Genomic DNA, 24,704 nt, shown 5'->3' with positions numbered 1-24,704 from the left:
AAAAACCATGGTGTCGGTTATTTCCAACGGAGAGAAATTATTTTAGGCCTAAACAAAATAATGGATTTACACCGCCGGACGGATGCCCTGTGCCGGTTCAGGTTTTTGTGAAAGCTTGATTTAAAGCAAATGAGAATCAATATCGTTTGTTTACGCTCTGCTCACTTCTTTTCATTCATGGATGTGACCGTGTCCCTCTCCACACCCCAAGCGGTTTCCTGGCCTTTGCCTGTTGACGATGATCTGGCGCCTGCCGATCGGGTGAGTGCATTGCACCAGGGTCCGATGCACACGCCGGGCGTGTTGCAGGTCTTTGCTCCGGCGCGCGACGAGGACAGCCGCAGGACCCTGCGCCGGATGGCCGAGATCGGGTTCCTGCCCGGCGAGTCGGTGCGGGTGGTGTCGCGGGGCTGGCTGCGCGGCGGGCCGATCGCGGTGCGCGTGGGGCAGTCCACCTTCGCCTTGCGCGCCCACGAAGCGGCGTTGCTGCAGGTGCGCTGGGCCGTAAAAGTATGAGCGCCGCGCCGGGCCGCCCCAAGCCAGCTCGCGCCGCAGTGCGCAGCACGGAGGCTTCCCAATGAGCGCCGCGGCTCCCCGGCTGGCCCTGCTCGGCAACCCGAACTGCGGCAAGACCGCGCTGTTCAACCTGCTCACCGGCCACCGGCAGAAGGTGGCCAACTACGCGGGTGTGACCGTCGAACGCAAACAGGGCTGGCTGACCACGCCGTTGGGCCGGCGCGCGCAACTGCTGGACCTGCCCGGCACCTACAGCCTGGACCCGCTGAGCCAGGACGAGCAGGTCACGCGCGACGTGGTGCAGGGGCGCCTGGACGGCGAAGCGCGGCCCGACCTGCTGGTGTGCGTGGTTGATGCCACGCACCTGCAGCTCAACCTGCGGCTGGTGCTGGAAGCCCAAGCGCTGGGACTGCCCATGGTGCTGGTTCTCAACATGGCCGACGTGGCGCAGGCGCAAGGCATGCGCATCGACACCGCTGCCCTGGCCGCGGAACTGGGCATGCCGGTCGTGTCCGCGGTGAGCGTGCAGAAAGACGGCGCGCGCGCCTTGCTGGAGCAACTGGATGCCCTGTTCACCCAGGGGCTTCCGACGCCGTTGCCTGCCGCGGCCGACGCCGGCGTGGTGGACCCGGTGGCGCTCAACCAGCGGGTGCGCGAACTGCTGGCGCTGACCCTGCAGGCCCCCGCCAAGCGCTGGGGCCTGAGCGACCGCATCGACCGCTTTGCGCTGCACCCGCTGTGGGGCATGGCCTTGCTGGCGCTGTTGCTGCTGTTCATGTTCCAGGCGGTGTTCGCCTGGGCGGCCTGGCCGATGGACGCGATCGAGGCCGGCATCGGTTTGGTGGGCGAGCAGGTGGCCACGCGCATGAGCGACGGCCCGTTGCGCAGCCTGCTGGTCGATGGCGTGATCGCGGGCGTGGGCGGTGTGCTCGTGTTCCTGCCGCAGATCCTGATCCTGTTCTTTTTCATCTTCGTGCTGGAGGACTCGGGCTACCTGCCGCGCGCGGCCTTCCTCATGGACCGCTGGATGGGTCTGGTGGGGCTTTCAGGCCGCTCCTTCATTCCACTGCTGTCCAGCTTTGCCTGCGCCGTGCCCGGCATCATGGCCACGCGCACCATCACCCATTGGCGCGACCGCTGGCTGACCATCCTGGTGGCCCCGCTGATGACCTGCTCGGCGCGGCTGCCGGTGTACGCCTTGTTGATCGGCGCCTTCATCCCGCAGCGCACGGTGGGTGGGCTGTTCAACCTGCAAGGGCTCGTGCTGTTCGCGCTGTACGTCATGGGCATCGTCAGCGCGATGTTCGTGGCTTATGTGGTGTCGCGCCACAGCGGCAAGGGGCAGCCCACGCCGCTGCTGATGGAGCTGCCGGCCTACCGCTGGCCGAGCGCGCGCAACATCGCGCGTGGTCTCTGGGAGCGGGGGCTGATTTTTGTGCGCCGGGTCGGCGGCATCATCCTGGCGCTCATGGTGCTGCTGTGGTTTCTCTCCAGCTATCCGGCGGCCCCCGAAGGCTTCACCGGGTCAGCCGTGGCGCACAGCTTTGCCGGCCGCCTGGGTGGCGTGCTGGAGCCCCTGTTCGCGCCGCTGGGTTTTGACTGGCGCATCGTGGTGGCGCTGATCCCGGCAATGGCGGCGCGCGAGGTCGTGGTGGCGGCCCTGGGCACGGTCTACGCCCTGTCCGCGCAAGGCGACCAGGTGCACGAGGCGCTCGGCGCCCTGATCGCCGAACAATGGACCCTGCCCACCGCGCTGGCCTTGCTGGTGTGGTTTGTCTATGCGCCGCAGTGCGTGGCCACGCTGGCCGCCGTGCGGCGTGAAACCGGTCACTGGCGCCACGCCCTGGGGGTGGCGGCCTACCTGTTTGCACTGGCATATCTGATGGCCTGGATCACGTACCGGGTCGCCGGGGCCTGGGGGGCGGCATGAGCGTTCAGGGCTTCATCGCCGGCGTGTGTGTGCTGGTGGCGCTGGCGTATGTGCTGCGGCCGAGCCTGCGGCGCTGGCTGCAGCGGGGTCGGGCGGTCGCGGCCAGCGGGAACACCGCGGACGGTCAGCCGCCGGGCGCGTGTGGTGCCTGTTCGGCCTGCTCGGGTTGCCCGTCCGGCAAACCCCGGGTCTGACAACGGGGCGCCTCCAGAGTGGGCGGCTTCAGACCGTAGGCTGCTGGGGCTGCGGCTCGGGCTGCACCAGCCCGGGCGCCCGGTAACGCAGCACCTTGAGTGCGCGCTCGGGTGACACGTCGGCGAAGCGGGCCGGGTTGGGCAGGCGTTCTACAAACACCAGTTCGGGCGCGGCTTCGCGCATCTGGTCTTGCAGAAACGCGGTGTCCAGTTCGGGCGCGTTGAGACAGAGCAGCAACTCGCCGTCGGGGCGCAGCAGGTCCGGCAGGCGGCGCATGAGGCGGGCGTAATCCTTCGTGGCGATGAAGCTGCCTTTCTGGTAGCTCGGCGGGTCCACGACGATGAGGTGGTAGGGCCCGGATCGTGTGAGCTTGCCCCAGGTCTTGAAGATGTCGTGGGCCAGGAAGCTGGCGCCGGCCTGCAGGCCGTTGAGCGCGTGGTTCTGTTGCCCGATGGCGATGGCCCCTGCGCTCATGTCCACGTTGACCACCTGCTTCGCGCCGCCCTGCAGCGCCGCCACCGAGAAGGCGCAGGTGTAGGCAAACAGGTTGAGCACCTTGGCGCCCGCGGCGTGTTCGCGCACCCACTGGCGCCCTTCGGCCATGTCGAGGAACAGGCCGTGGTTCTGCCCTTTGAGCACGTGCACCAGGTAGCGCGCGCCGCGTTCGCTCACCACGTGGGGTTCGGGCACGCTGCCGGCCATCAGCCGGGTTTCGCTGCGACCTTCGTGCCGGCTCTGGAACACCCAGTTCAGCGGCTCACCGGGCGCGAGCTGTTCGTGGCGCGCGGCGAGGGCGGCCGACACCGTGGCCAGTTCGTCGTCGCTGGTTTCGCCAAATCGGGTCAGCACCCACACCGGCGGGTACGCATCCAGCGTCCAGGCTTCACAGCCCGGGTGCAGGCCGCCCCGGCCGTGGAAGAGGCGCTGGGCATCGGTGGGCATGGCCATCGTGGCGATGGTGTCGAGCAGGGCTTGCATGTTCTTTCAGTGTTCTGGCCATTCACCCAGCGGTGGCAGACCATGGCGGCGGCGCGCCTGGCCGCAGGCGTCGCTGCCTTCTTCGAACTCGCGGCAGGGGTTGGGTCGCCACTCGTAGATGCCGCAGGTGGCTCTTTCGCCGATGCGGCCCGATAGCGCAGCGCAACGGGGTTGCCCATGATCGGTGCCGCGCATGCGGCTGATGGTGTCGGTGACCGGCACCCACAGCCCGTCGGGCACGCTGCCCCCTTCGGCCTGCGTCTCGCAGACCGAGAAGTCCACACGAAAGCTCGCGCAGCAGGCCCCGCACGAGGTACAGGTGCCCATGGTCACGCAGCGCAGGCCCAGCGCTTCAGGCCAGGCGCCCCAGCAGCAGGTACTCCATCAGCGCCTTCTGCGCATGCATCCTGTTCTCTGCCTCGTCCCACACCACACTCTGCGGGCCGTCGATCACTTCGGCGCTCACCTCTTCACCGCGGTGCGCGGGCAGGCAGTGCATGAAGAGCGCGTCGGGTTGGGCCACGGCCATCATGGCTTCGTCCACGCACCACTGCGCGAAGGCGGCGCGGCGCACCTCGTTCTCGGCCTCGTAGCCCATGCTGGTCCACACGTCGGTGGTCACCAGGTCGGCGCCTTTACAGGCTTCCTTCGGGTCCTTGAACACCTTGTAGCAGGCCGGGTTGGAGACGCCGGCAAGCTTCGGGTCGACCTCGTAGCCGCTGGGCGTACTCACATGCACGGTGAAGCCCAGCAGCTCGGCCGCCTGCAGCCAGGTGTTGGCCATGTTGTTGCCGTCGCCGACCCAGGCCACGACCTTGCCCTTGAGGGCGTCCAGCGGGTTGCCGCTGGCGGCCGGTCGGTACTCGACCATCGTGAACAGGTCGGCCAGGATCTGGCAGGGGTGGAACTCGTTGGTCAGGCCGTTGATGACGGGCACGCGCGAGTGCTCGGCGAAGCGCTCCAGCTTGCTCTGCTCGTAGGTGCGGATCATCACGAGATCGACCATGCGGCTGATGACCTTGGCGCTGTCTTCAATCGGTTCGGCGCGGCCAAGCTGGCTGTCGCCCGTGGTCAGGTGCACCACCGAGCCGCCGAGCTGGTACATGCCGGCCTCGAAGCTCACGCGGGTGCGCGTGCTGGCCTTCTCGAAGATCATGGCCAGGGTTCGGTCGGGGTCGGCGAAGGGCTGGTGCTTTTCGACGGCCTTGAACTTGGCCTTGATGAAGGCGGCGCGCGTGAGCAGGTAGGCGTACTCGTCGGCGCTCAGGTCCTTGAACTGGAGGTAGTGGCGGAGGTTCATGTGTTTTCTGCCAGGAAAGCAGCAATGATCGGCAACAGGATGGCGCAGACTTCGTCGGCCTCGGCGGTGGTCATGATCAGCGGTGGCACCAGGCGGATCACGCTGTCGGCCGTGACCGACAGCAGCAGGCCGGCGTCGGCCGCGCGCTGGGTGATCACGCCGCAGGGCTTGTCCAGCTCGATGCCGATCATCAGGCCCTGGCCGCGGATGTCCTTCACGCCCGGCTTGCCCAGCAGGGCGGCTTCGAGCTGGCCGCGCAGGTGGGTTCCCACGGTGGCCGCGTTCTCCAGCAGGCCTTCTTCTTCCATGATGCGGATGGTTTCCACCCCGGCGCGCATGGCCAGCGGGTTGCCGCCGAAGGTGGTGCCGTGGTTGCCCGGCTGGAAGATGTTCGCGGCTTTCGGGCCGGCCACCACCGCGCCGATCGGCACACCCGAGCCCAGGCCCTTGGCCAGCGGCATCACGTCCGGCTGGATGCCGGCCCACTGGTGCGCGAACCACTTGCCGGTGCGGCCCATGCCGCACTGCACCTCGTCGATCATCAGCAACCAGTCCTGCGCGTCGCACAGCGCGCGCACCTCCTGCAGGTACTGCGCGCGCATCGGGTTCACGCCGCCTTCGCCCTGGATGGTCTCGAAGAACACCGCCACCACATTGGGGTTGCCCACGGTGGCCTTCTTCAGGGCTTCGATGTCGTTGAGCGGCACGCGGATGAAGCCTTCGACCAGCGGTCCGAAACCGGCCTGCACCTTGGGGTTGCCGGTGGCCGAGAGCGTGGCGATGCTGCGGCCGTGGAACGCTTTTTCGTAGACCACGATCTCCGGGCGTTCGATGCCCTTGTCGTGGCCGTACTTGCGCGCCAGTTTCAGCGCGGCCTCGTTGGCCTCCAGGCCGGAGCTGCAGAAGAACACGTTGGTCAGGCCCGAGCGCTCCACCAGCATCCGGGCCAGCACTTCCTGGTTGGGCACGTGGTAGTAGTTGCTGGAGTGGATCAGCTTGGCCACCTGGTCCTGCAGCGCAGGCACCAGTTTGGGGTGGGCGTGGCCCAGGGTGTTGACGGCGATGCCCGCCAGCGCGTCGAGGTATTCCTTGCCGTTCACGTCCCAGACGCGGCAGCCTCGGCCATGCGACATCGCGATCGGCAGGCGGCCGTAGGTGTTCATCACGTGGGGCGACGAGGGGACGGCGGTGGCGGCGGCATTCATGCGGGACTCCGGTGGGGAAGGGCCAAAAGAAAGCGGCTCAACGAAGGTTGAGCCGTTGAAAAGCGATTTTAGGGGCAGCAGCGGGCATCATCATTGCTTGTTCCGCATCGCTGTCATGAAGCCACGGCAGCCTGTGGTCAGCCGACCGGAGCCCCGGGTTATCCCTGAGTTCAGGTCTTATATAAGATAGAATACCTGCCATCCACCCCGGCCAGCGATCCTCGGTCTGGCGGTGGCCATGCGTCCCTTCCAGGGCCCTCCATCCGAAGGCTTCCCCGATGGTTTCTCCGACTGCCAAACAAGTGTTCATCCAGGGCGTCACACGCAGTGGCCGCACCTTTCGCCCCAGCGACTGGGCCGAACGTCTGGCCGGCGTGATGAGCCAGTTCCGCCCCGGCGGCGGCGTGGTCCGGCAGGGCAGCCACATCGCGTATTCGCCCTGGTGCGTGCCCACGGTCATGAACGGCGTCAAGGTCGTCATCGTGCACACCGATCTGCGCGAAGCCGAACCCATGGCCTGGGACTTCGTCATGCACTTTGCGCGCGACAACGACCTGCAGGTGGCCGAAGGCTGCGTGCTGCCGGAGCCGGCCGCAAAACCCTGAACCACCTGGCCCACGTCACTCGAACAGTGGACAGGCAACAAAAAACCGCCCGAAGGCGGTTTTTTGCTTTTCTTTGCTGGCAGCGCACCCGTTTCAAACGGCAGACCCCGAGGGGTCCGGGCTGGTGGCCTGACGGATCAGGCCGGTGGGGTGGTCAGGCGGTGGCGAGTGCCAGTGCCTTGACCTTGGCGGACAGGCGGCTCTTGTCGCGAGCGGCCTTGTTTTTGTGGAAGATGCCCTTGTCGGCAATGATGTCCACAACGCCTTGCATTTTGGCGAAGAGTTCGGTGGCCTTGGTCTTGTCGCCGGCCAGAACCGCTTTTTCAACGTTCTTGACGGCGGTGCGGTATTTGGAACGCAGCGAGGTGTTCGCAGCGTTGATCTTGATGTCCTGGCGGACGCGTTTGCGGCCAGATGCCAGACGGGGGTTCTTTTTCTTCGGCTTGGTTGCCATGGTGAATTTCCTTCAAATGTTTGGGGATGATGCCCAGCAAAGCCCGCAATTTTAGCATGCTGCTGCCAGCCTGGGTAGCGTCTCCGCCGGGCGTGGGGAGCGCGTGGTTACACTGGCGGCCGTGTCCCTGTTCAAATCCGCCTCCCTGGTCTCCCTGCTGACGCTGGCCTCACGCATCACCGGGCTGGTGCGCGAACTGCTGATGGCATCCACTTTCGGTGCCAGCGCCCTGACCGACGCGTTCAACGTCGCCTTCCGCATCCCCAATCTGCTGCGCCGGCTGTTTGCCGAAGGCGCGTTCAGCCAGGCGTTCGTGCCCGTGCTGGCCGGTGTGCGCGAAAAGGAGGGCGACGCCGCCACCCGCCAGATGGTGGACCAGATCGCCACCGTGCTGGCCTGGGCGCTGACCGCCACCTGCGTGCTGGGCGTGGCCGGGGCGCCGGTGCTGGTCTGGGCCATGGCCAGCGGCCTGAAACAGAGCCCTGACGGCTTTGAGGCCGCCGTCTTCATGACGCGCTGGATGTTCCCTTACATCGCCTTCATGTCGTTCGTGGCGCTGTCGGCCGGCATCCTGAACACCTGGAAGCGCTTTGCCGTGCCGGCGGCCACGCCGGTGCTGCTCAACGTGGCCATGATCGCGGCCGCGTACTGGGGCGCACCCTGGTTCAACAGCCTGGGCATCCCGCCGATCTACGCCATGGCGGGCGGGGTCTTGCTGGGCGGCACGCTGCAGCTGGGTGTGCAGATCCCGGCCTTGCTGCGGCTGGGCATGTTGCCGCGCATCAGCATGCGCTGGTCGTCGCTGAAAACCGCCTGGAACCACCCCGGCACGCGCCGCGTGACCACGCTGATGCTCCCCGCGTTGCTGGGCGTGAGCGTGGCGCAGATTTCGCTGTTGATCAACACCCAGATCGCATCGCACCTGGCCACTGGCAGCGTGAGCTGGCTCACCTACGCCGACCGCCTGATGGAATTTCCCACCGCCATGCTGGGCGTGGCGCTGGGTGTGGTGCTGCTGCCCCAGCTGGCGGCCGCCAAAGCGGCCGAAGATGCCCAGCGCTACAGCAACCTGCTCGACTGGGGCCTGCGCCTGGTGGTGCTGCTGGCCGTGCCCTGCGCGGTGGCGCTGCTGACGTTTGCCAAACCGCTGGTGGCCGTGCTCTACCACTACGGCGCCTTCACCGCGGCCGACGTGCAGCAGACCACCGGCGCCCTGATGGGCTACGGGGCCGGCCTGATCGGGCTGATCGCCATCAAGGTGCTGGCGCCCGGCTTTTACGCCCGCCAGGACATCCGCACGCCGGTGAAGATCGCGGTGGTGGTGCTGGTGCTGACCCAGCTGATGAACCTGTTGTTCGTGCCTTACCTGGCCCACGCCGGGCTGGCGCTGGCCATCGGCATCGGCGCCATGGTCAATGCGCTGTGGCTGCTGATCGGCCTGCTGCGCCGCGGGGCCTACACGCCGACACCCGGCTGGGCGCGTTTTGCCCTGCAGGTGGTTGCGGCCAGCGCGCTGATGTCCGTGTTCCTGATGTGGACTGCTGCGCGCTTCAACTGGCTGGGTTTTGAGGGCCAGGCGTTGCAGCGTGTGGGCCTGCTGGCCCTGTGCGTGGTGGGCGCGGCCCTGATCTATTTCCTGAGCCTGACCGTGGCCGGTTTGAAACTTCGCCAATTCGTCCGAAAATGAGGCTCGTTGCACCGGCACCCTGCCGTTCAGCGGTCTGCCCGCCGCCCTGACCATGCCTTCAGCCTTTGAATTCCCCACGCCCACGCCCCTGGGCTACTTCGCCGCGCTGGTGGCCGACGATGACGGCTTGCCGTTGCTGGAAGCCGCCACCGCCATCGCCCAGGATGAATACCCCGAGATGGATGTGCAGGAAGTGCTGGGCGACGTGGACCAGTTGCTAGCCCGCGTGCGCCGGCGCTGCGACGACGCCACCGATCCGCTGCAGCGGCTGCGGGCGCTCAACCAGTTCTTCTTTCGCGACATGGGGTTTGGCGGCAACGTCAACAACTACTACGACCCCGACAACAGCTACCTCAACGCGGTGCTCCGGACCCGGCGCGGCATCCCCATCACCCTGGGTGTGCTCTGGCTGGAGCTGGCGCAAGGGCTGGGCCTGAAGGCGCGGGGCGTCAACTTCCCCGGGCATTTCATGGTCAAGGTCAACCTGCCCAATGGCCAGGTGGTGATCGACCCGTTCACCGGCCAGTCGCTCAGCCGCGAAGACCTGTCCGAGCGGCTGGAGCCCTACAAGCGGCGCAACGGGCTGGTGGACGATTTCGACGTGCCGGTCGGCCTGTACCTGCAGGCCGCGCCATCGCGCGAGATCCTCTCGCGCATGTTGCGCAACCTGAAAGAGATCCACCGCACGCAGGAAGACTGGCTGCGCCTGATTGCGGTGCAGGACCGCCTGCTGGTGCTGCTGCCCGATGCCTGGACGGAATACCGCGACCGCGGCCTGGCCTGGGCCGAAATGGGCGATGCCCGGCTCGCAGTGAGCGATCTGGAAATCTACATCGCCCACACCGACGATGCGCTCGATCGCGACGCCATGGACCGCCGGCTGCAGGAACTGCGCCGCGCGTTGAACTGAGCTGCCGCGGATGACAACCGTGTTGCTGGTCGGTGCCACCGGCCTGGTGGGGCAGGCTGTGCTGCAGCAGGCCCTGGCCAACCCCGCCGTGGCCCGGGTGGTCGCCCCGACCCGCAAGGCGCTGGCGCCGCACCCCAAGCTGCTCAATCCGCTGGTGGACTTCGAACGCCTGCCCGAAGACGCCGGGTGGTGGGCGGTTGACGCCGTGGTCTGCACCCTGGGCACCACCATCGCCAAGGCCGGTTCGCAGGCCGCTTTCTACAAGGTGGATCACGACCACCCGCTGGAGGTCGCCTACCTCGCGCGGCGCCACGGCGCGCGGGCGTTTGCCTTCAACTCGGCCCTGGGCGCGGACGCGGCCTCGCGCGTTTTTTATGCCCGCACCAAGGGCGAGATCGAACGCGATCTGCAGGCCGTGGGCTACCCCTCGCTCACGCTGGTGCGCCCGGGCCTGATCGGGGGCGTGCGGCTGGAGAGCCGGCCGGCCGAACAGCTCGCGGTACGCATCTCGCAGTGGGTGCAGCCGCTGCTGCCGCGACGCTACCGCGTGGTCCCCGCGCAGCGCATCGCACACCACCTGCTGCAGGCCGCGCTGGCCGCCACGCCGGGGGTGCATGTGCTGCCTTCGGAGGTGCTGCTTTAGCGGTGCGCCGGTGAGCCCGCCTTGCCGAGCTGGTGCCAGGTGCGGCGCAGCTGGGTGTCGGAGCTGAAGCCGGCCAGCTCGGCGGCCAGCGTGACGCTGTGGCCCGATCGCAGCGCGGCGTCGGCCAGGTCCAGCCGGATGCTGCGCAGGTAGGCCAGCGGGGCGATGCCCGCGTGGGTGAGGAACAGGCGCGCGAGGTGGCGCGGCGAGGTGCAGGCCACGTCGGCCATGCGCTGCAGCGACCAGTCGGCCTGCGGTTGCTGGCCGATGGCGTCCTGCACCCGGTGGATGGCCGGGTGCAGGTGGGCGCGAAAGCGCAGAAAGGGCGAGAGTTCGGGGTCGTTCGGTCCGCGCCGCAGCGCCACCACCATGGCCTGCGCCACCTGGGCCGCCAGGGCCGGCCCGCACAGGTCGGCGATGCGGTGCAGGAACAGGTCGATGCCGGTGGTCACGCCCGCGCTGCTGCTCACCGGGCCATCGACCACAAACACGCGGTTCGACACCGTCTCGCAGCGGGGCGCCACGGCGCGCAACTCGTCGAGGTGCTGGTGGTGGGTGGTGGCCCGGTGTCCATCCAGCAGTCCCGCGTGCGCGGCCAGCAGGGCGCCCGCGCACACGGTGAGCAGTTCCAGTCGGCCCGGCGCCAGCTCGAGTGCCCGCAGCCAGTGGATGAGCTGGCGCGCGCTGTCGCTGCCCACATCGAGGGTCCGCCCCGGTTGTCCGACCAGCACCACCCAGGCCGGCTCGGACAGGCCGGTCGGCAGGGGTTCGATCTGACTGATGATGGCGCCCACCGAGCTGCTCGTCTGGCGCTCGGGCCCGATGAACCGCAGCGCGAACGCCTCGGGCTGGCCGGCCGCGCGCAGGCACTGGTTGGCGATGCGCAGCGCCTCGGCGGGACCGGCCCAGTCGAGTATCAGGCTGTCCGGCATGAGCACGAACGCCACCTGGATGGGCGCGGTCGCGGGCGTCATGTCACTCGCAGCGTGAAGGCGGCCGGGCGCGGCGCTCATGCCGGTTCCAGTGCCTGCGCGGGCGTGCACAGGCGCGCGAAGCGGTCTTTCAGCACCGTGGCCGTGCGGGCCGTGATGTCGGCGGCCGGCAGCGGCGTGCCGTCGGGCTGCACCATGTCAAAGGTCAGCGTGGCATCGGTCACGAAGTCCACCGTGTAGCCCAGATCGGCCGCGTGGCGGGTGGTGGTTTCGCAGCACTGTTCGGTGCGGATGCCACTGACGATCAGGCGCTGGATGGCATTCCGGTTCAGCCACACCTCCAGCCCGGTGCCCACGAGCGCGCTGTGGCGCGACTTGTGGAAGGTCGCGGCGGCTTCAAAAGGCGCGAGGCCGTCGAGCGGCCGCACGGCGCCCGACTCCAGCGAGAAAGGGTTTTGCGGAACCTGCGGCCCGTCCACGTGGAAGATGCGCACGATGGGCATGCCAGCCGCCTGGGCGCCCGCGATGAGCGCGTTCTGCGCGGCCAGGTAGGCGGGCAGGTCCCGTTCGGTGAAGAAGGGGCGGTGGCGGAAGGACTCTTGCACGTCGATGACCAGCAGGGCGGTTTTCATGGGGACTCCATCGGGGTTGTTGAAGCCTTGATCATGCCGATGACCGATGCGGGTGTCTGCTCGCTGCCAGACAGGAACCGATCATTTCAGGACATGGCCACTGTCTACCAGGTACCCATGACAGTCGCCATGGACAGGGAATTTTCGGACACTTTATCTCCCTGGTTGTGTTGTGTCCCGGAAACGGCGAAGGCCCGTTGCCGGGCCTTCCTGGGCACGAAGCGGTGCGGGTTCAGCTGACCGTGACGATCGCTTCCCCGCCTTTGGCCGCGATCACGCCGATCTCATAGACCGTCTCGCCCAGCTCGCGCAGCGTGGCGGCGCAGGCGGCGGCTTCGGCGGCATCGATCATCACCACCATGCCGATGCCGTTGTTGAAGGTGCGGTTCATCTCGATGTCGTCGATGCCGGCGGTCTTCTGCAGCCAGGCGAACAGCTCGGTCTGCGGCCAGCTGCCTTTCTTGAGGTGGGCGGCCGTGCCCTCGGGCAGCACGCGCGGGATGTTCTCCAGCAGGCCGCCGCCGGTGATGTGGGCCAGGGCCTTGACGGGGTGCTTGGCCAGCGTGGCGAGCACGTTCTTCACGTAGAGGCGGGTCGGGGCCATGATGGCCTGCTTGAACGGCTGGCCGTCCAGCGTGGCGGGCAGTTCGCTGCCGGCGCGTTCGATGCACTTGCGCACCAGCGAAAAACCGTTGGAATGCACGCCGTGCGAGGCCAGGCCCAGCACCACGTCGCCGGGCTTGACGCTTTGGCCGGTGAGGATCTTGGATTTTTCGACGGCGCCGACGCAGAAACCGGCGAGGTCGTATTCGCCGGCCGGGTACATGCCGGGCATCTCGGCGGTTTCGCCGCCGATCAGCGCGCAGCCGGAGAGTTCACAACCCAGGGCGATGCCGCCGACCACGGCCGCGGCGGTGTCCACATCGAGCTTGCCGCAGGCGAAGTAGTCGAGGAAGAACAGCGGCTCGGCGCCCTGCACCAGCACGTCGTTCACGCTCATGCCCACCAGGTCGATGCCCACCGTGTCGTGCATGTTCCATTCAAAGGCCAGCTTGAGCTTGGTGCCCACGCCGTCGGTGCCCGACACCAGCACCGGTTCCTGGTAGCGCTTGGGCACTTCAAACAGCGCGCCAAAACCGCCGATGCCGGCCAGCACGCCTTCGCGCATGGTCTTCTTCGCCAGCGGCTTGATGCGTTCGACGAGCGCGTCGCCCGCGACGATGTCAACGCCGGCGTCTTTGTAGGAAAGGGGAGTGTTGCTGGAGGTCATGGGGTGCGTGTGCCGGCGGCGGGGCCGGGCGTTGGGACGGGGAAAACGTCGATGGAGCAGCCTCCACCAAGGTGGGGCAGCGGGGTTTGGCGGTCGGTTGCGGGTCCACCCGGGGTGGCGGACTAGAATTTGCCCCAGATTTTAAGGGTTTGCCCCTGCAGCCCGATCGTTTACCTCCGACACACCTGTTCATGACTTTCACGCCCAACCAGATCCGTGTCGCTTCGTGGGCCGCCATCGCGCTGGTGAGCTGGCTGCTGCTGTCGCTGCTGGCGCCGGTGCTCATGCCTTTTCTGCTGGCCGCCGTGCTGGCCTATGCGCTGCACCCGCTGGTCGAGCGGCTGCACGCGCGGCGCATCCCGCGCTGGCTCGGCGCCGGCCTGGCCATCACGATGCTGTCGCTGGTGATGCTGGCGGTGGTGTTGCTGATCGTGCCGGTGATCACCAAGCAGGTGCCCCTGCTCAAGGACCAGGTGCCGGCGTTGCTGGACAGTGTCAACACCCGGCTGGTGCCGCTGCTGGCGCGTTTCGGGGTTGACCTGCAGGTGGACGTGTCGCTGGTGCGCGGCTGGATGCAGGCGCTCATCACCGGTCACGAAAGTGAACTCATCCAGGGCCTGCTGTCGTCGCTGCGCATCGGGGGCAGCGCGCTCGCCGCGGTGTTCGGCAACCTGATCCTCGCGCCCATCGTGGCCTACTACCTGCTGCTCGACTGGGCCAATCTGATCGAGCGCAGCAAGGGCCTGATCCCGCCGCGCTGGCGCGCCGTGGTGCAGCGTTTCCTGGATGAAACCGACGAGGTGCTCGGGCAGTACCTGCGCGGGCAGCTGCTGGTGATGGGTGTGCTGGCGGTGTTCTACACCGTGGGTCTGGCGCTGGTGGGTCTGAAACTCGCCTTGCCCATCGGCGTCTTCACCGGGCTGGCGGTGTTCATTCCTTACCTGGGTTTTGGTCTGGGGCTGGTCATGGCCCTGCTGGCGGCCGTGCTGCAGTTTCAGGCGCTGCTGGGCGTGGCGCTGGTGGCGGCGGTCTACACCGTGGGCCAGGTGGTCGAGAGCATGTACATCACGCCGCGGCTGCTCGGCGAACGCATTGGCCTGCACCCGATCGCCGTCATCTTCGCCCTGATGGCTTTTGGTCACCTGTTTGGTTTTGTCGGCGTGCTGATCGCCTTGCCGGCCAGCGCAGTGTTGCTGGTCGCGATCCGCCGGGCCAAGTCGCAGTACATGGCCAGTGAGCTTTACATCGAAAGAGCTGTTCAACCGCAGGCGACGACACCCATGCCCGAGCAGGACCGACCGGCATGAGCAGGGGTCATCCCCCCATGAAACAGATGGCGCTGGACATCGGTCTGGCTCCCGTGCCCACGCTCACCAATTTCGTGGCTGCCGGCAACGAAGCTGCGCTGGAGCATTTGCGCCTGTGGGCTGGCAACCCGCTGCGTTCGCCGGTGCCGACGTTCCTGTGGGGCGACGGCGGCAGTGGCAAGACGCACCTGCTGCGCGCGGTGCGCGAAGCCCTGCGCGACCACGGCAGCCGGGTCGGCTGGATCGACGCCGCCACGCTGCACCCCGGCGAGTACGACGAACACTGGGACGCCGTGCTGTTTGACGATTGCCAGCTCTACACCGCCGAACAGCAGGCCACCGCGTTCAACTGGTTTGTCAACGCCCAGAGCCCGGCGCTCGGACCCGCGCGCTGGGTGCTGGCCGCCGCTGACCGGCCACCGGCCGACCTGCAGCTGCGCGAAGACCTGCGAACGCGGCTGGGCTGGGGCCATGTGTTCCAGCTGCACGCGCTGGGCGAGACCGAACGCCGCGCCGTGCTGCGCCGCGCGGCCGACGAGCGCGGCGTGTTCCTCGGCGACGAAGTCATGGACTTCATGCTCACCCGCTTCTCGCGCGACCTCTCCAGCCTGATGATGCTGCTCGACCAGCTCGACGCCTACGCCCTGCGCACCCAGCGCGCGATCACCATCCCGCTGATCAAATCCATGCTGGAAAACGAATGAACCTGGCTCTTTTCGATCTCGATCACACCCTCATCCCCATCGATTCCGACTATTCCTGGGGTCAGTTCACAGTGACCCTGGGCTGGCGCGATGCCGAAACCCACACCCGGGCGAACGACGCCTTTTACGAGCAGTACAAGGCCGGCACGCTGGACATCCACGAATACATCCGTTTCTCCGTGGCGCCCCTGGCCGAACACGGCGCCCAGAAATCCGACGCCGCGCACCGCCGCTTCATGGACGAGGTGATCCGCCCGGCCATGAAACCCGTTGCTTTCGATCTCGTGCGCCAGCACCAGGACGCCGGCGACACGGTGATCATCGTCACCGCCACCAACGAATTCGTCACCCGCCCGATCGCCGAAGCCTTCGGGGTGGACGAGCTGATCGCCATCGATCTGGAGCGCGATGCGCAAGGTGAACCCACCGGCGCGATCCGGGGCACACCGTCGTTTCGCGAGGGCAAGGTCGCGCGTGTGGAACAATGGCTGGCTGCGCGCGGCCATTCCTGGGCCAGCGTGGCGCACAGCACCTTCTACAGCGACTCCATCAACGACCTGCCGCTGCTGGAAAAAGTGCACGAGCCCGTCGCGACCAACCCGGACGCCCGGCTCCGGCCCATCGCCAGCGAGCGGGGCTGGCGCATCCTGAACCTATTCGAATGATCAAAAAATTCATCGACAAGCTGCTCGGCAAAGCCAGTGGCTCCAAAAACGCCAAGATTTCCAAGTTCGGCAAACGCGAAGACGTGCCGGTGTCGGTGCACGGCATCGACCGCAGCCTGGTGGACCAGCGCGCGCTGGACGTGGTGCACACGCTCAAGCAGGCCGGCTTCGAGGCCTACATCGTGGGCGGTGCGGTGCGCGACCTGCTGCTGGGTCTGCGCCCCAAGGACTTTGACGTTGCCACCAGCGCCACGCCCGAGCAGGTGAAGAGCCTGTTCCGCCGCGCCTTCATCATCGGCCGGCGCTTTCGCATCGTGCACGTGGTCTACGGCCGTGGCCGCGAACACGAGATGATCGAAGTCTCGACCTTCCGCGCCTACCTCGACAGCGCCGACGCCGAGCAGGTGAGCGGCAACGAGCGCACCAGCAAGGGCGAGCTCGCCAGCATGAAGCACGCGGTGGACGCCAGCGGGCGTGTGCTGCGCGACAACGTCTGGGGCCCGATCGAGCAGGACGCTGCGCGCCGCGACTTTTCCATCAACGCGATGTACTACGACCCGGAATCCCAGGTCGTGGTCGATTTCCACAACGGCATCCGCGACGCCAAGAAGCTCACCCTGCGCATGATCGGCGACGCCGCCACGCGCTACCGCGAAGACCCGGTGCGCATCATCCGCGCCGTGCGTTTTGCCGCCAAGCTCAGCGGCCTGGGTTTCAAGTTCGACGCCAAGACCCTGGCGCCGCTCGCTTCGTCGCGCAACTTGCTGGCCGACGTGCCGCAGAGCCGCCTGTTTGACGAAATGCTCAAGCTGCTGCAGACCGGTCATTCGCTGGACAGCGTGGCTCAGCTCAAGGCCGTGGGCCTGAACACCGGCATCTACCCGCTGCTTGACGTGGTGGTGGAGCGCGCCGACGATCCGTTCGTGAAACTGGCCCTGCAGGACACCGACCGCCGCGTCGGCGAAAGCAAGCCGGTGGCGCCGAGCTTCCTGCTGGCCTGTGTGTTGTGGGCCGATGTGCGCAAGGGCTGGAGCCAGCGCCTGCAGCCGCGTGGCAACCAGCGCCCGCCGCCGGCGTTTGGCGCCTTGCAGGACGCCGTGGACGAGGTGTTCGAGTCGCGCATTGGTGACGTGTCGGGCCGGGGCAAGCTGGGCGCAGACATGCGCGAGATCTGGATGATGCAGCCGCGCTTTGACAAGCGCGTGGGCACATCGCCGTTCAGCCTGGTGGACCAGGCGCGCTTCCGCGCCGGCTTCGACTTCCTGCGCCTGCGTGCCCAGGTGGGCGAGATCGAAGAAGAGCTGGCCCACTGGTGGGAGACTTTCCAGAACGCCAGCGACGAAATCCGCGAAGACATGGTGGACGCGCAGCGCAAGGTCAACCAGCCCAAAGGCGGTGCTGGCGGCGCGCGCCGCGTGAAGCGCAGCGATGCCGATCACCCGGCCAGCGCGACCGAGCCGGATCCACGATTCCGGGCGGCGGGTGAGGCTGACAACGACGAAGACGGCGACGACGACAACGCGCCGGCCGAAGCGGGCGCCTCCGCCGATGGCACGGCACCCGCCAAGAAGCGCCGCCGCCGTCGTCGCAAACCCGGTGGCGCAGGTGGTGCGGCCGGGCAGGGCGGCGCCACCGAAGGTTCCGGCGACTGATTTCGATCCGTGCAGGCCTTGGGCATGCCACAGCGCGCTGAAGTCACGGCCTTTGTGGCGCTGGGCGCCAACCTCGGCGACCCGTCGCGGGCCTTGCGAGAAGCCTTGCAGCGCTTGTCTGAAGCACCCGGCGTGCGGCTGGTGAGGGCCTCCAGCGTGTACCGCACCGCGCCCATCGACTCCAGCGGGCCGGACTACCTCAACGCGGTGGCCGAGATCGCCACCACGCTCACCGCACCCGATCTGCTGACCGCCCTGCAAGCGATCGAGCAGTGCGCAGGGCGAGAGCGTCCCTACCGCAACGCGCCACGCACGCTGGATCTGGACCTGCTGCTGTACGGCAGCGCGCGCATCCATTCGGCAACGCTGACCGTGCCGCACCCGCGCATGGGGGAACGGGCGTTTGTACTGGTGCCGCTGCACGAGATCGCGCCAAGGCTTGTGACAGACGAGTCGTTGAAAGCTGTGTCAGGGCAATCGATCCAGCGCATGTGAGGCGATAGCCCGGAGCGCGTGCCCCAGCCCAGGATGCCGTGGATCGGGCTCCGCCCGGCCACTGGCATCGCCCCCTGGGGGGTGACGCCGCAGGCGGCGCGGGGGGTCAAGGAGCCAGCCGCTCCCGCAGCCAGCCGCCATCGCCTTGCAGCGTGTAACGCAGGCGGTCGTGCAACCGGCTCTTGCGCCCTTGCCAGAACTGCCAGTTGTCGGGTTTGAGGCGGTAGCCGCCCCAGTGTGGCGGTCGGGGCGGTTGCAGCAGGAACTGCGCGCCGTATCTGGCGGCGTTGGTCACCAGCACGGTGCGGCTCTCGATCACCTCGCTCTGCGGACTGGCCCAGGCGCCAATCCGGCTGTCGAGCGGGCGGCTCTTGAAATACTCATCGCTCTCGGCGTCACTCACCTTTTCGACGAGGCCTTCGATGCGCACCACACGTTCCAGCTCAACCCAGTGGAACTGCAGCGCGGCATACGGGTTACCGGCCAGTTCGCGGCCTTTCTGGCTCTGGTAGTTGGTGTACCAGACGATGCCCTGTTCGTCGTAGCCTTTGATCAGCACCACGCGGGTGCTCGGCCGCAGGTCGGAGCCCACGGTGGCGAGCGTCATGGCGTTGGGCTCGGGCACTTCGCTGTGGATGGCTTCGGTGAGCCATTGATCGAACTGTTTGAGCGGATCGGCCTGGGAAGCGGATTCGCTGAGTTCGGCTTTTTCGTAGCTTTTGCGCAGGTCGGCGATGTTCATGGAGCCAGTATAGGCAGCCGGGGGAGCGCAGCGCTTGCGCGCGGTCAATCGGCCACGTCTGACGGGGCGAGTCGGAGCAGGCGCTCCAGCGCGTGGTCTTCGATGCCGTGGGAACGCAGCCCGTGCAGGGTCTGGCGGGCATAGTCCAGCGTGCTGCCGTAACGCCCACGCGAGTGGGTGAAGATGTCGCGGTAGCTTTCGGCGTCAAGGGGGCCGGTGTAGTTGGGGCTGTGCCGGGAGAGGGTGAAGGCCAGCGCTTGAACCGGGCCTTTCGCGGTCTGGCAGAGCAGCCATTTCGGGTCGTACACCGGGTTGGGCATTTCGCGTGCCCACAGCTGGGGCATCAGGGCCTCCACCTGGTCGTGCGGCAGGCGCAGGGCGAGGCCGCTGCAACTGCCACCGGCCATCAGCGCGAACACCAGCCCCGGCCGTTCGGGCGTACCGCGGTTGACCCGGCTCCACATCTGCAGACAACGGTGGTAGCCATGCACCCGGGCCGGTCGTTGTTCGGTGGCCTCGAATTCGGGCCGCCAGACCAAGGAGGCGTAGCCGAACACCCACAGGTCGGGTGCGGGCCCCTGGCTGCGCCATTCGGCCAGTGTGTCGGCCATCATCCGGGCGCCGTCGCGACGGGTGGGGTCCCAGGTGTCGGGTCGGCGGGTTCGGGGGGTGGCTGGGGCAGGGTGCATGTCGGGGTGGGCCATTTAGAATGCGGGGTTTGATCGCACAGGCCTGTTGGCTGCATGTCCCCGGCCGGTTGCGAGCGGTGTTGATTTTCTCTTGCCCATTGTTCTTCAGGGAGTGTTTGCCCATGTTTTCTCAAGATGACGACCAGGACGTCCGCGTTGCAGCGGTGGTGCTGATGGCCGCCGTGTTGCTGGCCGTGGGCCTGGCGCTGGGCTTCGGCATCCACCATTCCCGCGGCACGGGTGGCGCCACCGGGACCGAGGAGGTGGCAGTGCCCGCCGCTCAAGCGGTAGCCGTTGAAGCGGTCGCCACCGCCGCAATGCCCGCCGCCGCGGTGCCCGTGGTCGCGGACGACGCCAGCGTGGTGATCGAAAACGGTGTGGTCACGTTTTATTTCGCCTCCGGAAAAGCCGAGCTGGCATCGGGCGCTCTCGACGCGCTGGACGATGCGATCACCGCAGCCAAGGGCGGCAAACGCCTGTTGCTCTCCGGCTTCCACGACGCCACCGGCAATCCCGTCCAGAACGCCGAGCTGGCGAAAAAACGCGCCCTCTCGGTGCGCGACGCCCTGGTGGGTGCGGGTGTGGCCGCCGCTTCGCTGGAGCTCAGGAAACCTGAAGAAGCCGTTGGCACCGGCAACGACGCCGAAGCCCGCCGCGTGGAAGTGATGATCGTTGACTGACCCCGGCGTTTCTCATCCGAAAGAAAGCCCGGCCAAATCCGGGCTTTTTTGCGGGCGCATGCAGCGCAGGCTGCAGATCAGCGCAGACCGGCGCCGCCCTCGGTTTCTGCGCGCTGGATCAATTCGATCTTGTAGCCGTCGGGGTCGGTCACGAAGGCGATCACCGTGCTGCCGCCCTTGACCGGGCCGGCCTCGCGCGTCACGTTGCCGCCCGCCGCCTTGATCTTTTCGCAGGCGGCGTAGGCGTCGGGCACGCCCAGGGCGATGTGGCCATAGGCCGTGCCCATGTCGTAGTGGTCGGTGTCCCAGTTCCAGGTGAGTTCGATCTCGGCCTGGCCGGGGTTGCCACCCTCGAAGCCCAGGAAGGCCAGTGAGTATTTGTATTCCGGGTTTTCGGATGTGCGCAGCAGCTGCATGCCCATCACCTGGGTGTAGAAGTCGATCGAGCGCTGCAGGTTGCCCACGCGCAGCATGGTGTGAAGAAATCGCATGTCGGGTGCTTTCGGGTCGGTTCGGGGATCGCGATTATGTCGTCGCGCCGCCCGCGGGTTTGTGCTGCATGTCGAATACCAGGCAGGTCGTGGTGGCATGGGCGTAGAGCGTGCCGTCCGGGCCGACCAGCTGGGCGTCGGCGGTGGCGAGCTGGCGGCCGCAGTGGATCACGCGGCCGATGGCGCGCACGCGCGGCACCTTGGGCGTGAGCGCGCGCACGATGTTCACGCTCAGTTCGGCGGTGGTGTAGGCGCGGCCGGGCGGCATCCTGGTGTGCACCGCGCAGCCGAGCGCGGAGTCGAGCAGGGTGGCGAACCAGCCACCGTGCACCGTGCCCATGGGGTTGAAATGCTGCGGACCCGGCGTGCCCTGGAAGATGGCGCTGCCGTCGCCCACTTCGACGATCAGGAAGTCCAGCGTTTTGGCGATGGCGGCGTAAGGCAACTCGCCTTGCAACATGGCCTGCATCACCTCCAGCCCGGTCTTGCCGGCGATCTGGTCGGGCCGGGCCACGCCGGGCCCGGGGCCGGCGGCCATGCGTTGCAGAATTTCTTGCTCCTGGGCCAGCCAGGTTTCCAGGGTGTCTGACGCGCTCATGGGGTTCTCCATAACAGTTGCATATGCATTGATTGTAGATACAATCAATTGCATGAACCCTGTCACCACCGCGTCAAGCCCCACAACCCCTGCGGTCAAGCCGCAGGGTTGCACCAATCTCAAGTTGCGCCAGCTGATGCGCCGCGTGGCGCAGCATTACGACAGCGAGGTGGGCAAGTCGGGGCTGAAGGGCACGCAGTATTCGCTGCTGTCCTACGTGGTCAAGCTCGGGCCGATCCGGGCGGTGGATCTGGCCGCCGAGATGAAGGTCAGCACCTCGACCCTGTCGCGCAACCTGCAGCCGCTGGTGGCCGCGGGCTGGCTCGCGGTGGGGCCCGGCGCCGACGCGCGCAGCCACCTGATCAGCGCCACCGAAGCCGGACAGAGCAAGCGGGCAGAAGCCCAGCGGCGCTGGCGCGTCGCGCAGGAGGGCATCAACCGGGCACTCGGCGTGGAACGCGTGGCGGCCCTGCACACCTTGCTGGACGAAGCCATGGCCTGTCTGTCACCGGTGGCCGGTGACGACGGGCTCAGCGTTTGAGCCCCACCAGCTCGCTGTAGGCCTGGCGCGTCTCCGGCGACACCGAAGCCACCAGCTGGGCATACGGCGTCTGGTGGCGCGTGAGCACCCGCGCCGAGGCGGTGGTGCGGGAACGGCAATACCAGTGGCAGGTGTGCTGCATCAGGTACAGCTCGGCCAGCAGGGTGTAGGCGCGGTCGCGTTCGCTGCGCTGCGCCGGGTTGTCCACCGTTTGCTGGATGCCGCGGGCATGGATACGCATGGCCTCGCGCAGATCGAAGCTGACACCCGGCAGCCAGCGGTCGGCGTAGGGCAGGGCGATGCGGTTGACGCGAAACGGCGTGGGCGCTTCTTTGGCCAGGTCCGCTGCGAAGCGCTGGAACTGGCTGGCGAGCGTGGTTTCGGTGGCCTGCTGCAGTTGCCAGATCTGCTGGCGGCGCTCGGGGTCTTTTTCGCTCAAAGCCCGCATGTAGCCCTCGCTCAGCCGTTCCATCAGTTTTTCGATCTGGAACTGGCCGAGGTGGCGCCCCAGCAGCTGGATGCGCTGGCGCTGGTCCGTGGTCTTGAGGATGAAGGCGCCGGCAAAGGCCAGCAGGCTGAGGGTGAAGAGATCCATGGGGAAACCGAGGGGCTTTGAGGGCTGCAGTGTAGTCACTGCGCCATGGCGTTGATGGTGAAGGCCTCAGCTTGGTGGCGTGACTTGCCGATTCCATTCTGAAGATGACACGCCCACGGCGGCCGGTCAGCAGCGAAAATGGTGCTGCTTTCGGCGCCGTCGAAATGCCGGCCCCGACTTGTCCGACCCCACCCACCGTCCATGAGCGCCTCCTCCTCCGCCCCGTTTGCCCGTGTGGTCATTGGTTACGGCGTGGTCGCCTTGTTGTGGATTCTGTGGTCCGACGCGCTGGTGGAGTTGGTGTTCGAAAACATCGAGTTGCTCTCCGCAGCGCAAGCCTGGAAAGGCATGCTGTTCGTGCTGGTGACGACCGGATCGCTGTTCTGGTTCCGTGTCCAGGATTCTGTATACGAGGTCGATACCCGATGGCCGGCGCACCTTTCACGCCACCAAAGGTCCCTTGCACGATGAGTCGGCGACCATCGGTGTGTTTGGCACGGCCCGCGATATCACCGACATGGTGAACTTGCGGCACCAGTTGCAGGAGAGCGAAGAGCGCTACCGGCTGCTCCAGGACGTGTTCAGCCGCGTGACCGATGCCGTCGTGTCGATCGGACCCGACCAGCGTCTGGTGTATGCCAACGACAAGGCTGCGCGCCTGGTGGGATGGCAGTCGCCCCAGGACCTGCTGGGTCACATCTTCTGGGACGAGTTGCCGGCATCCCGGGGCACGGCGTTCGAGACGGCTTACTGGCGTGCGCGAGAAAGCGGCGAGGCCCTGAAGGTTGCAGACTGGTACGAGTCCAGGGGCGTGTGGCTGGAATTCGGTCTGTATCCGGCCGGGGAGGATGTCTCCGTCTGCATCACCGACATCACGGCGCGCAAGCAGGCCGAGCGTGAATGACTGCTCTCGACGGGGGGCAATGTCCCGGCGGCTGATGGCGCAGGAACGTTTCACGGTGCGGCGCATGGTCCAGACACTGCACGACCAGCCCGGGCAACAGCTCAGCAGCGCCCGGTTGCACCTGGATCCGGCTCGCGCGCGAGGCCGTCGGCACTGTCGACCACGCGCTGCCCGTGCAGGGCCTCGAACTGCTGGAGCAGTTGCCCGGTGCAGGCGGAGGGCCTCGGCCCGTCAGGCACCGACTTTCACGCCCTTCCAGAACGCCACCCGGCCGCGGATGTGTCCCGCTTCGGGTTTCGGGTCCGGGTAGTACCAGGCGGCGTCGGGGTTGATTTCGCCATTGACCAGCAGCGAGTAGTAGCTCGCCTCGCCCTTCCAGGGGCAGCTGGTGCGGTGGTTGCTGAAGGTGACGTAGGCGCGGTTGAGGGCGCTTTCGGGGAAGTAGTGGTTGCCTTCTTCCAGCACCGTGTCGTCGCTTTCGGCCACGACGACACCGTTCCAGGTGGCTTTCATGCGAGCGGCCTGGTCATTTGCTCTTTTCCTTGCCGCGCGGCACGACGGCCGTGACGGGAGGGGTCGGGCGGTCCGAAGTGGCCGGGCCTTTGGGTGCCGATGTGTCCTTCTTCGGTTTTTTCGACATCTTTTCGTTGCGTTGTTCTTTGCCCATGGGGATCTCCGTTGGTGACCGCTTTTCGCGGCGGGTAGACGCGGATGTTAAGCCACCGGTGCCGTTGCCGGCAGACCGCGTGGTGGCATCAGGGCGCCGACACGCCGAGCAACTCCGCCAGAGCGGGCGTGGCCATTGCGCCGGCCTTGCTCACCACCTGACCGTTGCGTGCGTTCTTGGCCACGATGAAGGGCACCGCGTCGGCGCCCAGGCTGTCGAGCAACTGGGAGTTGGACTTGATCGCGGCTTCCACGTCGGCGGGCACATTCGCCGAGGCCGACATGCCGCCTTGTCCGGCGAGCAGCGATTGTTCGTGTTCGTTCATGGCCTGCGCCGGGTCGCTCGCCTGCATCAGCGCCGCACCCTGGGGCAGGCTCTTGGGGCCGATGATGGCCACCGGCACCCAGATGAACTTCACCTTGGTGTTCAGCGGCTGACTGGCTTTCCAGAGCTGGCTGCAGTGCGGGCACTGCGGATCAAAGAGCACATAGACCGGGTTGGCACCCATCAGCGCGCCCACGGTGAAGCCCTTGGCTCGCGCGGCGACCGCGTCGTAGGCCTGGGCCGGCGCCACGGTGGCCACGGCCGGCGCTGCGGCTTCTTCTTTGGAACATGCAGCGAGCAGCAGCGTGGAGGCCGCCAGAACGGCGAGGGAGAGGTGTCTGAAATTCATGGGATGGGCGACGTGTTGCCTGGCGGGGCCATCATCATCGCAGA

32 protein-coding genes are annotated in these 24,704 nt (G+C 67.1%); 16 read left to right on the top strand and 16 right to left on the bottom strand.

Features of this window, described 5'->3' with window-relative positions; genetic code table 11:
* The first annotated feature begins 129 nt into the window (after positions 1-129).
* The 3 genes from AC23D4_RS08745 (at position 130) to AC23D4_RS08735 (ending at position 2,640) form a co-directional block, all read left to right on the top strand.
* Positions 130-516, top strand: a complete 387-nt coding sequence (locus tag AC23D4_RS08745; protein ID WP_472889363.1) for a FeoA family protein — start codon at positions 130-132, stop codon at positions 514-516.
* A gap of 61 nt (positions 517-577) precedes the next feature.
* Positions 578-2,446, top strand: a complete 1,869-nt coding sequence (gene feoB / locus AC23D4_RS08740; RefSeq protein WP_472889364.1) for a ferrous iron transporter B — start codon at positions 578-580, stop codon at positions 2,444-2,446.
* Positions 2,443-2,640 (top strand): hypothetical protein, encoded by a 198-nt coding sequence (locus AC23D4_RS08735; RefSeq protein ID WP_472889365.1) that lies wholly within the window; start codon positions 2,443-2,445, stop codon positions 2,638-2,640. Before feoB ends, AC23D4_RS08735 begins: the two co-directional genes overlap by 4 nt.
* A gap of 28 nt (positions 2,641-2,668) precedes the next feature.
* On the opposite strand, the gene AC23D4_RS08730 is transcribed toward AC23D4_RS08735, so the two are convergent.
* Genes AC23D4_RS08730 through AC23D4_RS08715 form a run of 4 tightly spaced genes read right to left on the bottom strand, consistent with a single transcriptional unit; the run spans position 2,669 to position 6,124 of the window.
* Entirely contained in the window at positions 2,669-3,619 is a 951-nt protein-coding gene (locus AC23D4_RS08730) for a class I SAM-dependent methyltransferase (RefSeq protein ID WP_472889366.1), read from the bottom strand.
* Between the two features lie 6 nt (positions 3,620-3,625).
* Positions 3,626-3,946 carry a YkgJ family cysteine cluster protein gene (locus AC23D4_RS08725; protein WP_472889367.1) on the bottom strand — a complete coding sequence of 107 codons (321 nt, stop codon included), beginning with the start codon at positions 3,944-3,946 and terminating at the stop codon, positions 3,626-3,628.
* A 25-nt stretch (positions 3,947-3,971) separates the two neighbouring features.
* Positions 3,972-4,919, bottom strand: coding sequence for an ornithine carbamoyltransferase (gene argF / locus AC23D4_RS08720; RefSeq protein ID WP_472889368.1), 948 nt, complete (start codon positions 4,917-4,919; stop codon positions 3,972-3,974).
* Positions 4,916-6,124, bottom strand: coding sequence for an aspartate aminotransferase family protein (locus AC23D4_RS08715; protein WP_472889369.1), 1,209 nt, complete (start codon positions 6,122-6,124; stop codon positions 4,916-4,918). Before AC23D4_RS08715 ends, argF begins: the two co-directional genes overlap by 4 nt.
* A 278-nt stretch (positions 6,125-6,402) precedes the next feature.
* Between AC23D4_RS08715 and AC23D4_RS08710 the strand changes: the two genes are divergently transcribed.
* A complete protein-coding gene (locus tag AC23D4_RS08710; protein WP_290971267.1) occupies positions 6,403-6,729 on the top strand; it encodes a DUF3579 domain-containing protein in 327 nt (108 codons plus the stop codon).
* Between the two features lie 154 nt (positions 6,730-6,883).
* On the opposite strand, the gene rpsT is transcribed toward AC23D4_RS08710, so the two are convergent.
* Positions 6,884-7,183, bottom strand: coding sequence for a 30S ribosomal protein S20 (gene rpsT / locus AC23D4_RS08705; RefSeq protein WP_177135647.1), 300 nt, complete (start codon positions 7,181-7,183; stop codon positions 6,884-6,886).
* A gap of 121 nt (positions 7,184-7,304) precedes the next feature.
* Between rpsT and murJ the strand changes: the two genes are divergently transcribed.
* Genes murJ through AC23D4_RS08690 form a run of 3 tightly spaced genes read left to right on the top strand, consistent with a single transcriptional unit; the run spans position 7,305 to position 10,423 of the window.
* The gene (murJ, locus tag AC23D4_RS08700) at positions 7,305-8,870 is read left to right on the top strand and encodes a murein biosynthesis integral membrane protein MurJ (protein WP_472889370.1); all 1,566 of its coding nucleotides are present in this window, start codon (positions 7,305-7,307) and stop codon (positions 8,868-8,870) included.
* 52 nt (positions 8,871-8,922) lie between these two features.
* Positions 8,923-9,780: a SirB1 family protein gene (locus tag AC23D4_RS08695; RefSeq protein WP_177135649.1), complete on the top strand. Its 858-nt coding sequence runs from the start codon at positions 8,923-8,925 to the stop codon at positions 9,778-9,780.
* A 10-nt stretch (positions 9,781-9,790) separates the two neighbouring features.
* A complete protein-coding gene (locus tag AC23D4_RS08690) occupies positions 9,791-10,423 on the top strand; it encodes a Rossmann-fold NAD(P)-binding domain-containing protein (protein ID WP_472889371.1) in 633 nt (210 codons plus the stop codon).
* Here the strand turns inward: AC23D4_RS08690 and AC23D4_RS08685 are convergent.
* From AC23D4_RS08685 to purM, 3 genes are all read right to left on the bottom strand, one after another.
* A complete protein-coding gene (locus AC23D4_RS08685) occupies positions 10,420-11,436 on the bottom strand; it encodes a GlxA family transcriptional regulator (protein ID WP_472889372.1) in 1,017 nt (338 codons plus the stop codon). The two genes, AC23D4_RS08690 and AC23D4_RS08685, sit on opposite strands and share 4 nt — an antisense overlap.
* The gene (locus tag AC23D4_RS08680) at positions 11,433-11,987 is read right to left on the bottom strand and encodes an isochorismatase family protein (RefSeq protein WP_472889373.1); all 555 of its coding nucleotides are present in this window, start codon (positions 11,985-11,987) and stop codon (positions 11,433-11,435) included. Before AC23D4_RS08680 ends, AC23D4_RS08685 begins: the two co-directional genes overlap by 4 nt.
* 232 nt (positions 11,988-12,219) lie before the next feature.
* Positions 12,220-13,257 carry a phosphoribosylformylglycinamidine cyclo-ligase gene (gene purM / locus AC23D4_RS08675; protein ID WP_472889374.1) on the bottom strand — a complete coding sequence of 346 codons (1,038 nt, stop codon included), beginning with the start codon at positions 13,255-13,257 and terminating at the stop codon, positions 12,220-12,222.
* A gap of 191 nt (positions 13,258-13,448) precedes the next feature.
* Between purM and AC23D4_RS08670 the strand changes: the two genes are divergently transcribed.
* The 5 genes from AC23D4_RS08670 to folK are packed head-to-tail and all read left to right on the top strand — an operon-like array spanning position 13,449 to position 18,080.
* A complete protein-coding gene (locus tag AC23D4_RS08670) occupies positions 13,449-14,564 on the top strand; it encodes an AI-2E family transporter (RefSeq protein ID WP_472889375.1) in 1,116 nt (371 codons plus the stop codon).
* Between the two features lie 17 nt (positions 14,565-14,581).
* Positions 14,582-15,268, top strand: a complete 687-nt coding sequence (gene hda, locus AC23D4_RS08665; protein WP_472889426.1) for a DnaA regulatory inactivator Hda — start codon at positions 14,582-14,584, stop codon at positions 15,266-15,268.
* Positions 15,265-15,933 (top strand): histidinol-phosphatase, encoded by a 669-nt coding sequence (locus AC23D4_RS08660; RefSeq protein WP_290971249.1) that lies wholly within the window; start codon positions 15,265-15,267, stop codon positions 15,931-15,933. The genes hda and AC23D4_RS08660 overlap by 4 nt, the downstream gene beginning before the upstream one ends.
* Positions 15,930-17,585: a polynucleotide adenylyltransferase PcnB gene (gene pcnB, locus AC23D4_RS08655; RefSeq protein ID WP_472889376.1), complete on the top strand. Its 1,656-nt coding sequence runs from the start codon at positions 15,930-15,932 to the stop codon at positions 17,583-17,585. Before AC23D4_RS08660 ends, pcnB begins: the two co-directional genes overlap by 4 nt.
* 24 nt (positions 17,586-17,609) lie before the next feature.
* On the top strand, positions 17,610-18,080 hold the full coding sequence (gene folK / locus AC23D4_RS08650; RefSeq protein ID WP_472889377.1) for a 2-amino-4-hydroxy-6-hydroxymethyldihydropteridine diphosphokinase: 471 nt from the start codon (positions 17,610-17,612) through the stop codon (positions 18,078-18,080).
* 106 nt (positions 18,081-18,186) lie between these two features.
* On the opposite strand, the gene pdxH is transcribed toward folK, so the two are convergent.
* Complete coding sequence (pdxH, locus tag AC23D4_RS08645; RefSeq protein WP_472889378.1) at positions 18,187-18,822, bottom strand: pyridoxamine 5'-phosphate oxidase; 636 nt, start codon at positions 18,820-18,822, stop codon at positions 18,187-18,189.
* 44 nt (positions 18,823-18,866) lie between these two features.
* Positions 18,867-19,511 (bottom strand): gamma-glutamylcyclotransferase, encoded by a 645-nt coding sequence (locus AC23D4_RS08640; RefSeq protein ID WP_472889379.1) that lies wholly within the window; start codon positions 19,509-19,511, stop codon positions 18,867-18,869.
* A gap of 122 nt (positions 19,512-19,633) precedes the next feature.
* Between AC23D4_RS08640 and AC23D4_RS08635 the strand changes: the two genes are divergently transcribed.
* On the top strand, positions 19,634-20,191 hold the full coding sequence (locus AC23D4_RS08635) for an OmpA family protein (RefSeq protein ID WP_472889380.1): 558 nt from the start codon (positions 19,634-19,636) through the stop codon (positions 20,189-20,191).
* A gap of 77 nt (positions 20,192-20,268) precedes the next feature.
* Here the strand turns inward: AC23D4_RS08635 and gloA are convergent, their stop codons facing one another.
* Both gloA and AC23D4_RS08625 read right to left on the bottom strand, forming a co-directional pair.
* On the bottom strand, positions 20,269-20,682 hold the full coding sequence (gene gloA, locus AC23D4_RS08630; protein WP_472889381.1) for a lactoylglutathione lyase: 414 nt from the start codon (positions 20,680-20,682) through the stop codon (positions 20,269-20,271).
* A gap of 34 nt (positions 20,683-20,716) precedes the next feature.
* Positions 20,717-21,280, bottom strand: a complete 564-nt coding sequence (locus AC23D4_RS08625; protein ID WP_472889382.1) for a PaaI family thioesterase — start codon at positions 21,278-21,280, stop codon at positions 20,717-20,719.
* Between the two features lie 52 nt (positions 21,281-21,332).
* Between AC23D4_RS08625 and AC23D4_RS08620 the strand changes: the two genes are divergently transcribed.
* On the top strand, positions 21,333-21,821 hold the full coding sequence (locus AC23D4_RS08620; protein WP_472889383.1) for a MarR family winged helix-turn-helix transcriptional regulator: 489 nt from the start codon (positions 21,333-21,335) through the stop codon (positions 21,819-21,821).
* Here AC23D4_RS08620 and AC23D4_RS08615 read toward each other — a convergent pair.
* Positions 21,811-22,416, bottom strand: coding sequence for a hypothetical protein (locus tag AC23D4_RS08615; protein WP_472889384.1), 606 nt, complete (start codon positions 22,414-22,416; stop codon positions 21,811-21,813). The two genes, AC23D4_RS08620 and AC23D4_RS08615, sit on opposite strands and share 11 nt — an antisense overlap.
* Positions 22,417-22,617: 201 nt before the next feature.
* Here AC23D4_RS08615 and AC23D4_RS08610 point away from each other — a divergent pair, with 201 nt between their 5' ends.
* Positions 22,618-22,887 (top strand): hypothetical protein, encoded by a 270-nt coding sequence (locus AC23D4_RS08610; protein ID WP_472889385.1) that lies wholly within the window; start codon positions 22,618-22,620, stop codon positions 22,885-22,887.
* Positions 22,877-23,320 carry a PAS domain-containing protein gene (locus tag AC23D4_RS08605; protein ID WP_472889386.1) on the top strand — a complete coding sequence of 148 codons (444 nt, stop codon included), beginning with the start codon at positions 22,877-22,879 and terminating at the stop codon, positions 23,318-23,320. The genes AC23D4_RS08610 and AC23D4_RS08605 overlap by 11 nt, the downstream gene beginning before the upstream one ends.
* A 231-nt stretch (positions 23,321-23,551) precedes the next feature.
* Here the strand turns inward: AC23D4_RS08605 and AC23D4_RS08600 are convergent, their stop codons facing one another.
* From AC23D4_RS08600 to AC23D4_RS08590, 3 genes are all read right to left on the bottom strand, one after another.
* Positions 23,552-23,833, bottom strand: a complete 282-nt coding sequence (locus AC23D4_RS08600; RefSeq protein WP_472889387.1) for a DUF427 domain-containing protein — start codon at positions 23,831-23,833, stop codon at positions 23,552-23,554.
* Between the two features lie 13 nt (positions 23,834-23,846).
* Positions 23,847-23,987: a hypothetical protein gene (locus tag AC23D4_RS08595; protein WP_305278990.1), complete on the bottom strand. Its 141-nt coding sequence runs from the start codon at positions 23,985-23,987 to the stop codon at positions 23,847-23,849.
* An 88-nt stretch (positions 23,988-24,075) separates the two neighbouring features.
* Complete coding sequence (locus AC23D4_RS08590; protein ID WP_472889388.1) at positions 24,076-24,660, bottom strand: thioredoxin fold domain-containing protein; 585 nt, start codon at positions 24,658-24,660, stop codon at positions 24,076-24,078.
* Positions 24,661-24,704 lie beyond the last annotated feature (44 nt).

The sequence above is a fragment of the Hydrogenophaga sp. L76 genome (genome assembly GCF_057654755.1).
This window is presented reverse-complemented; position numbering and strand designations above follow the sequence as displayed.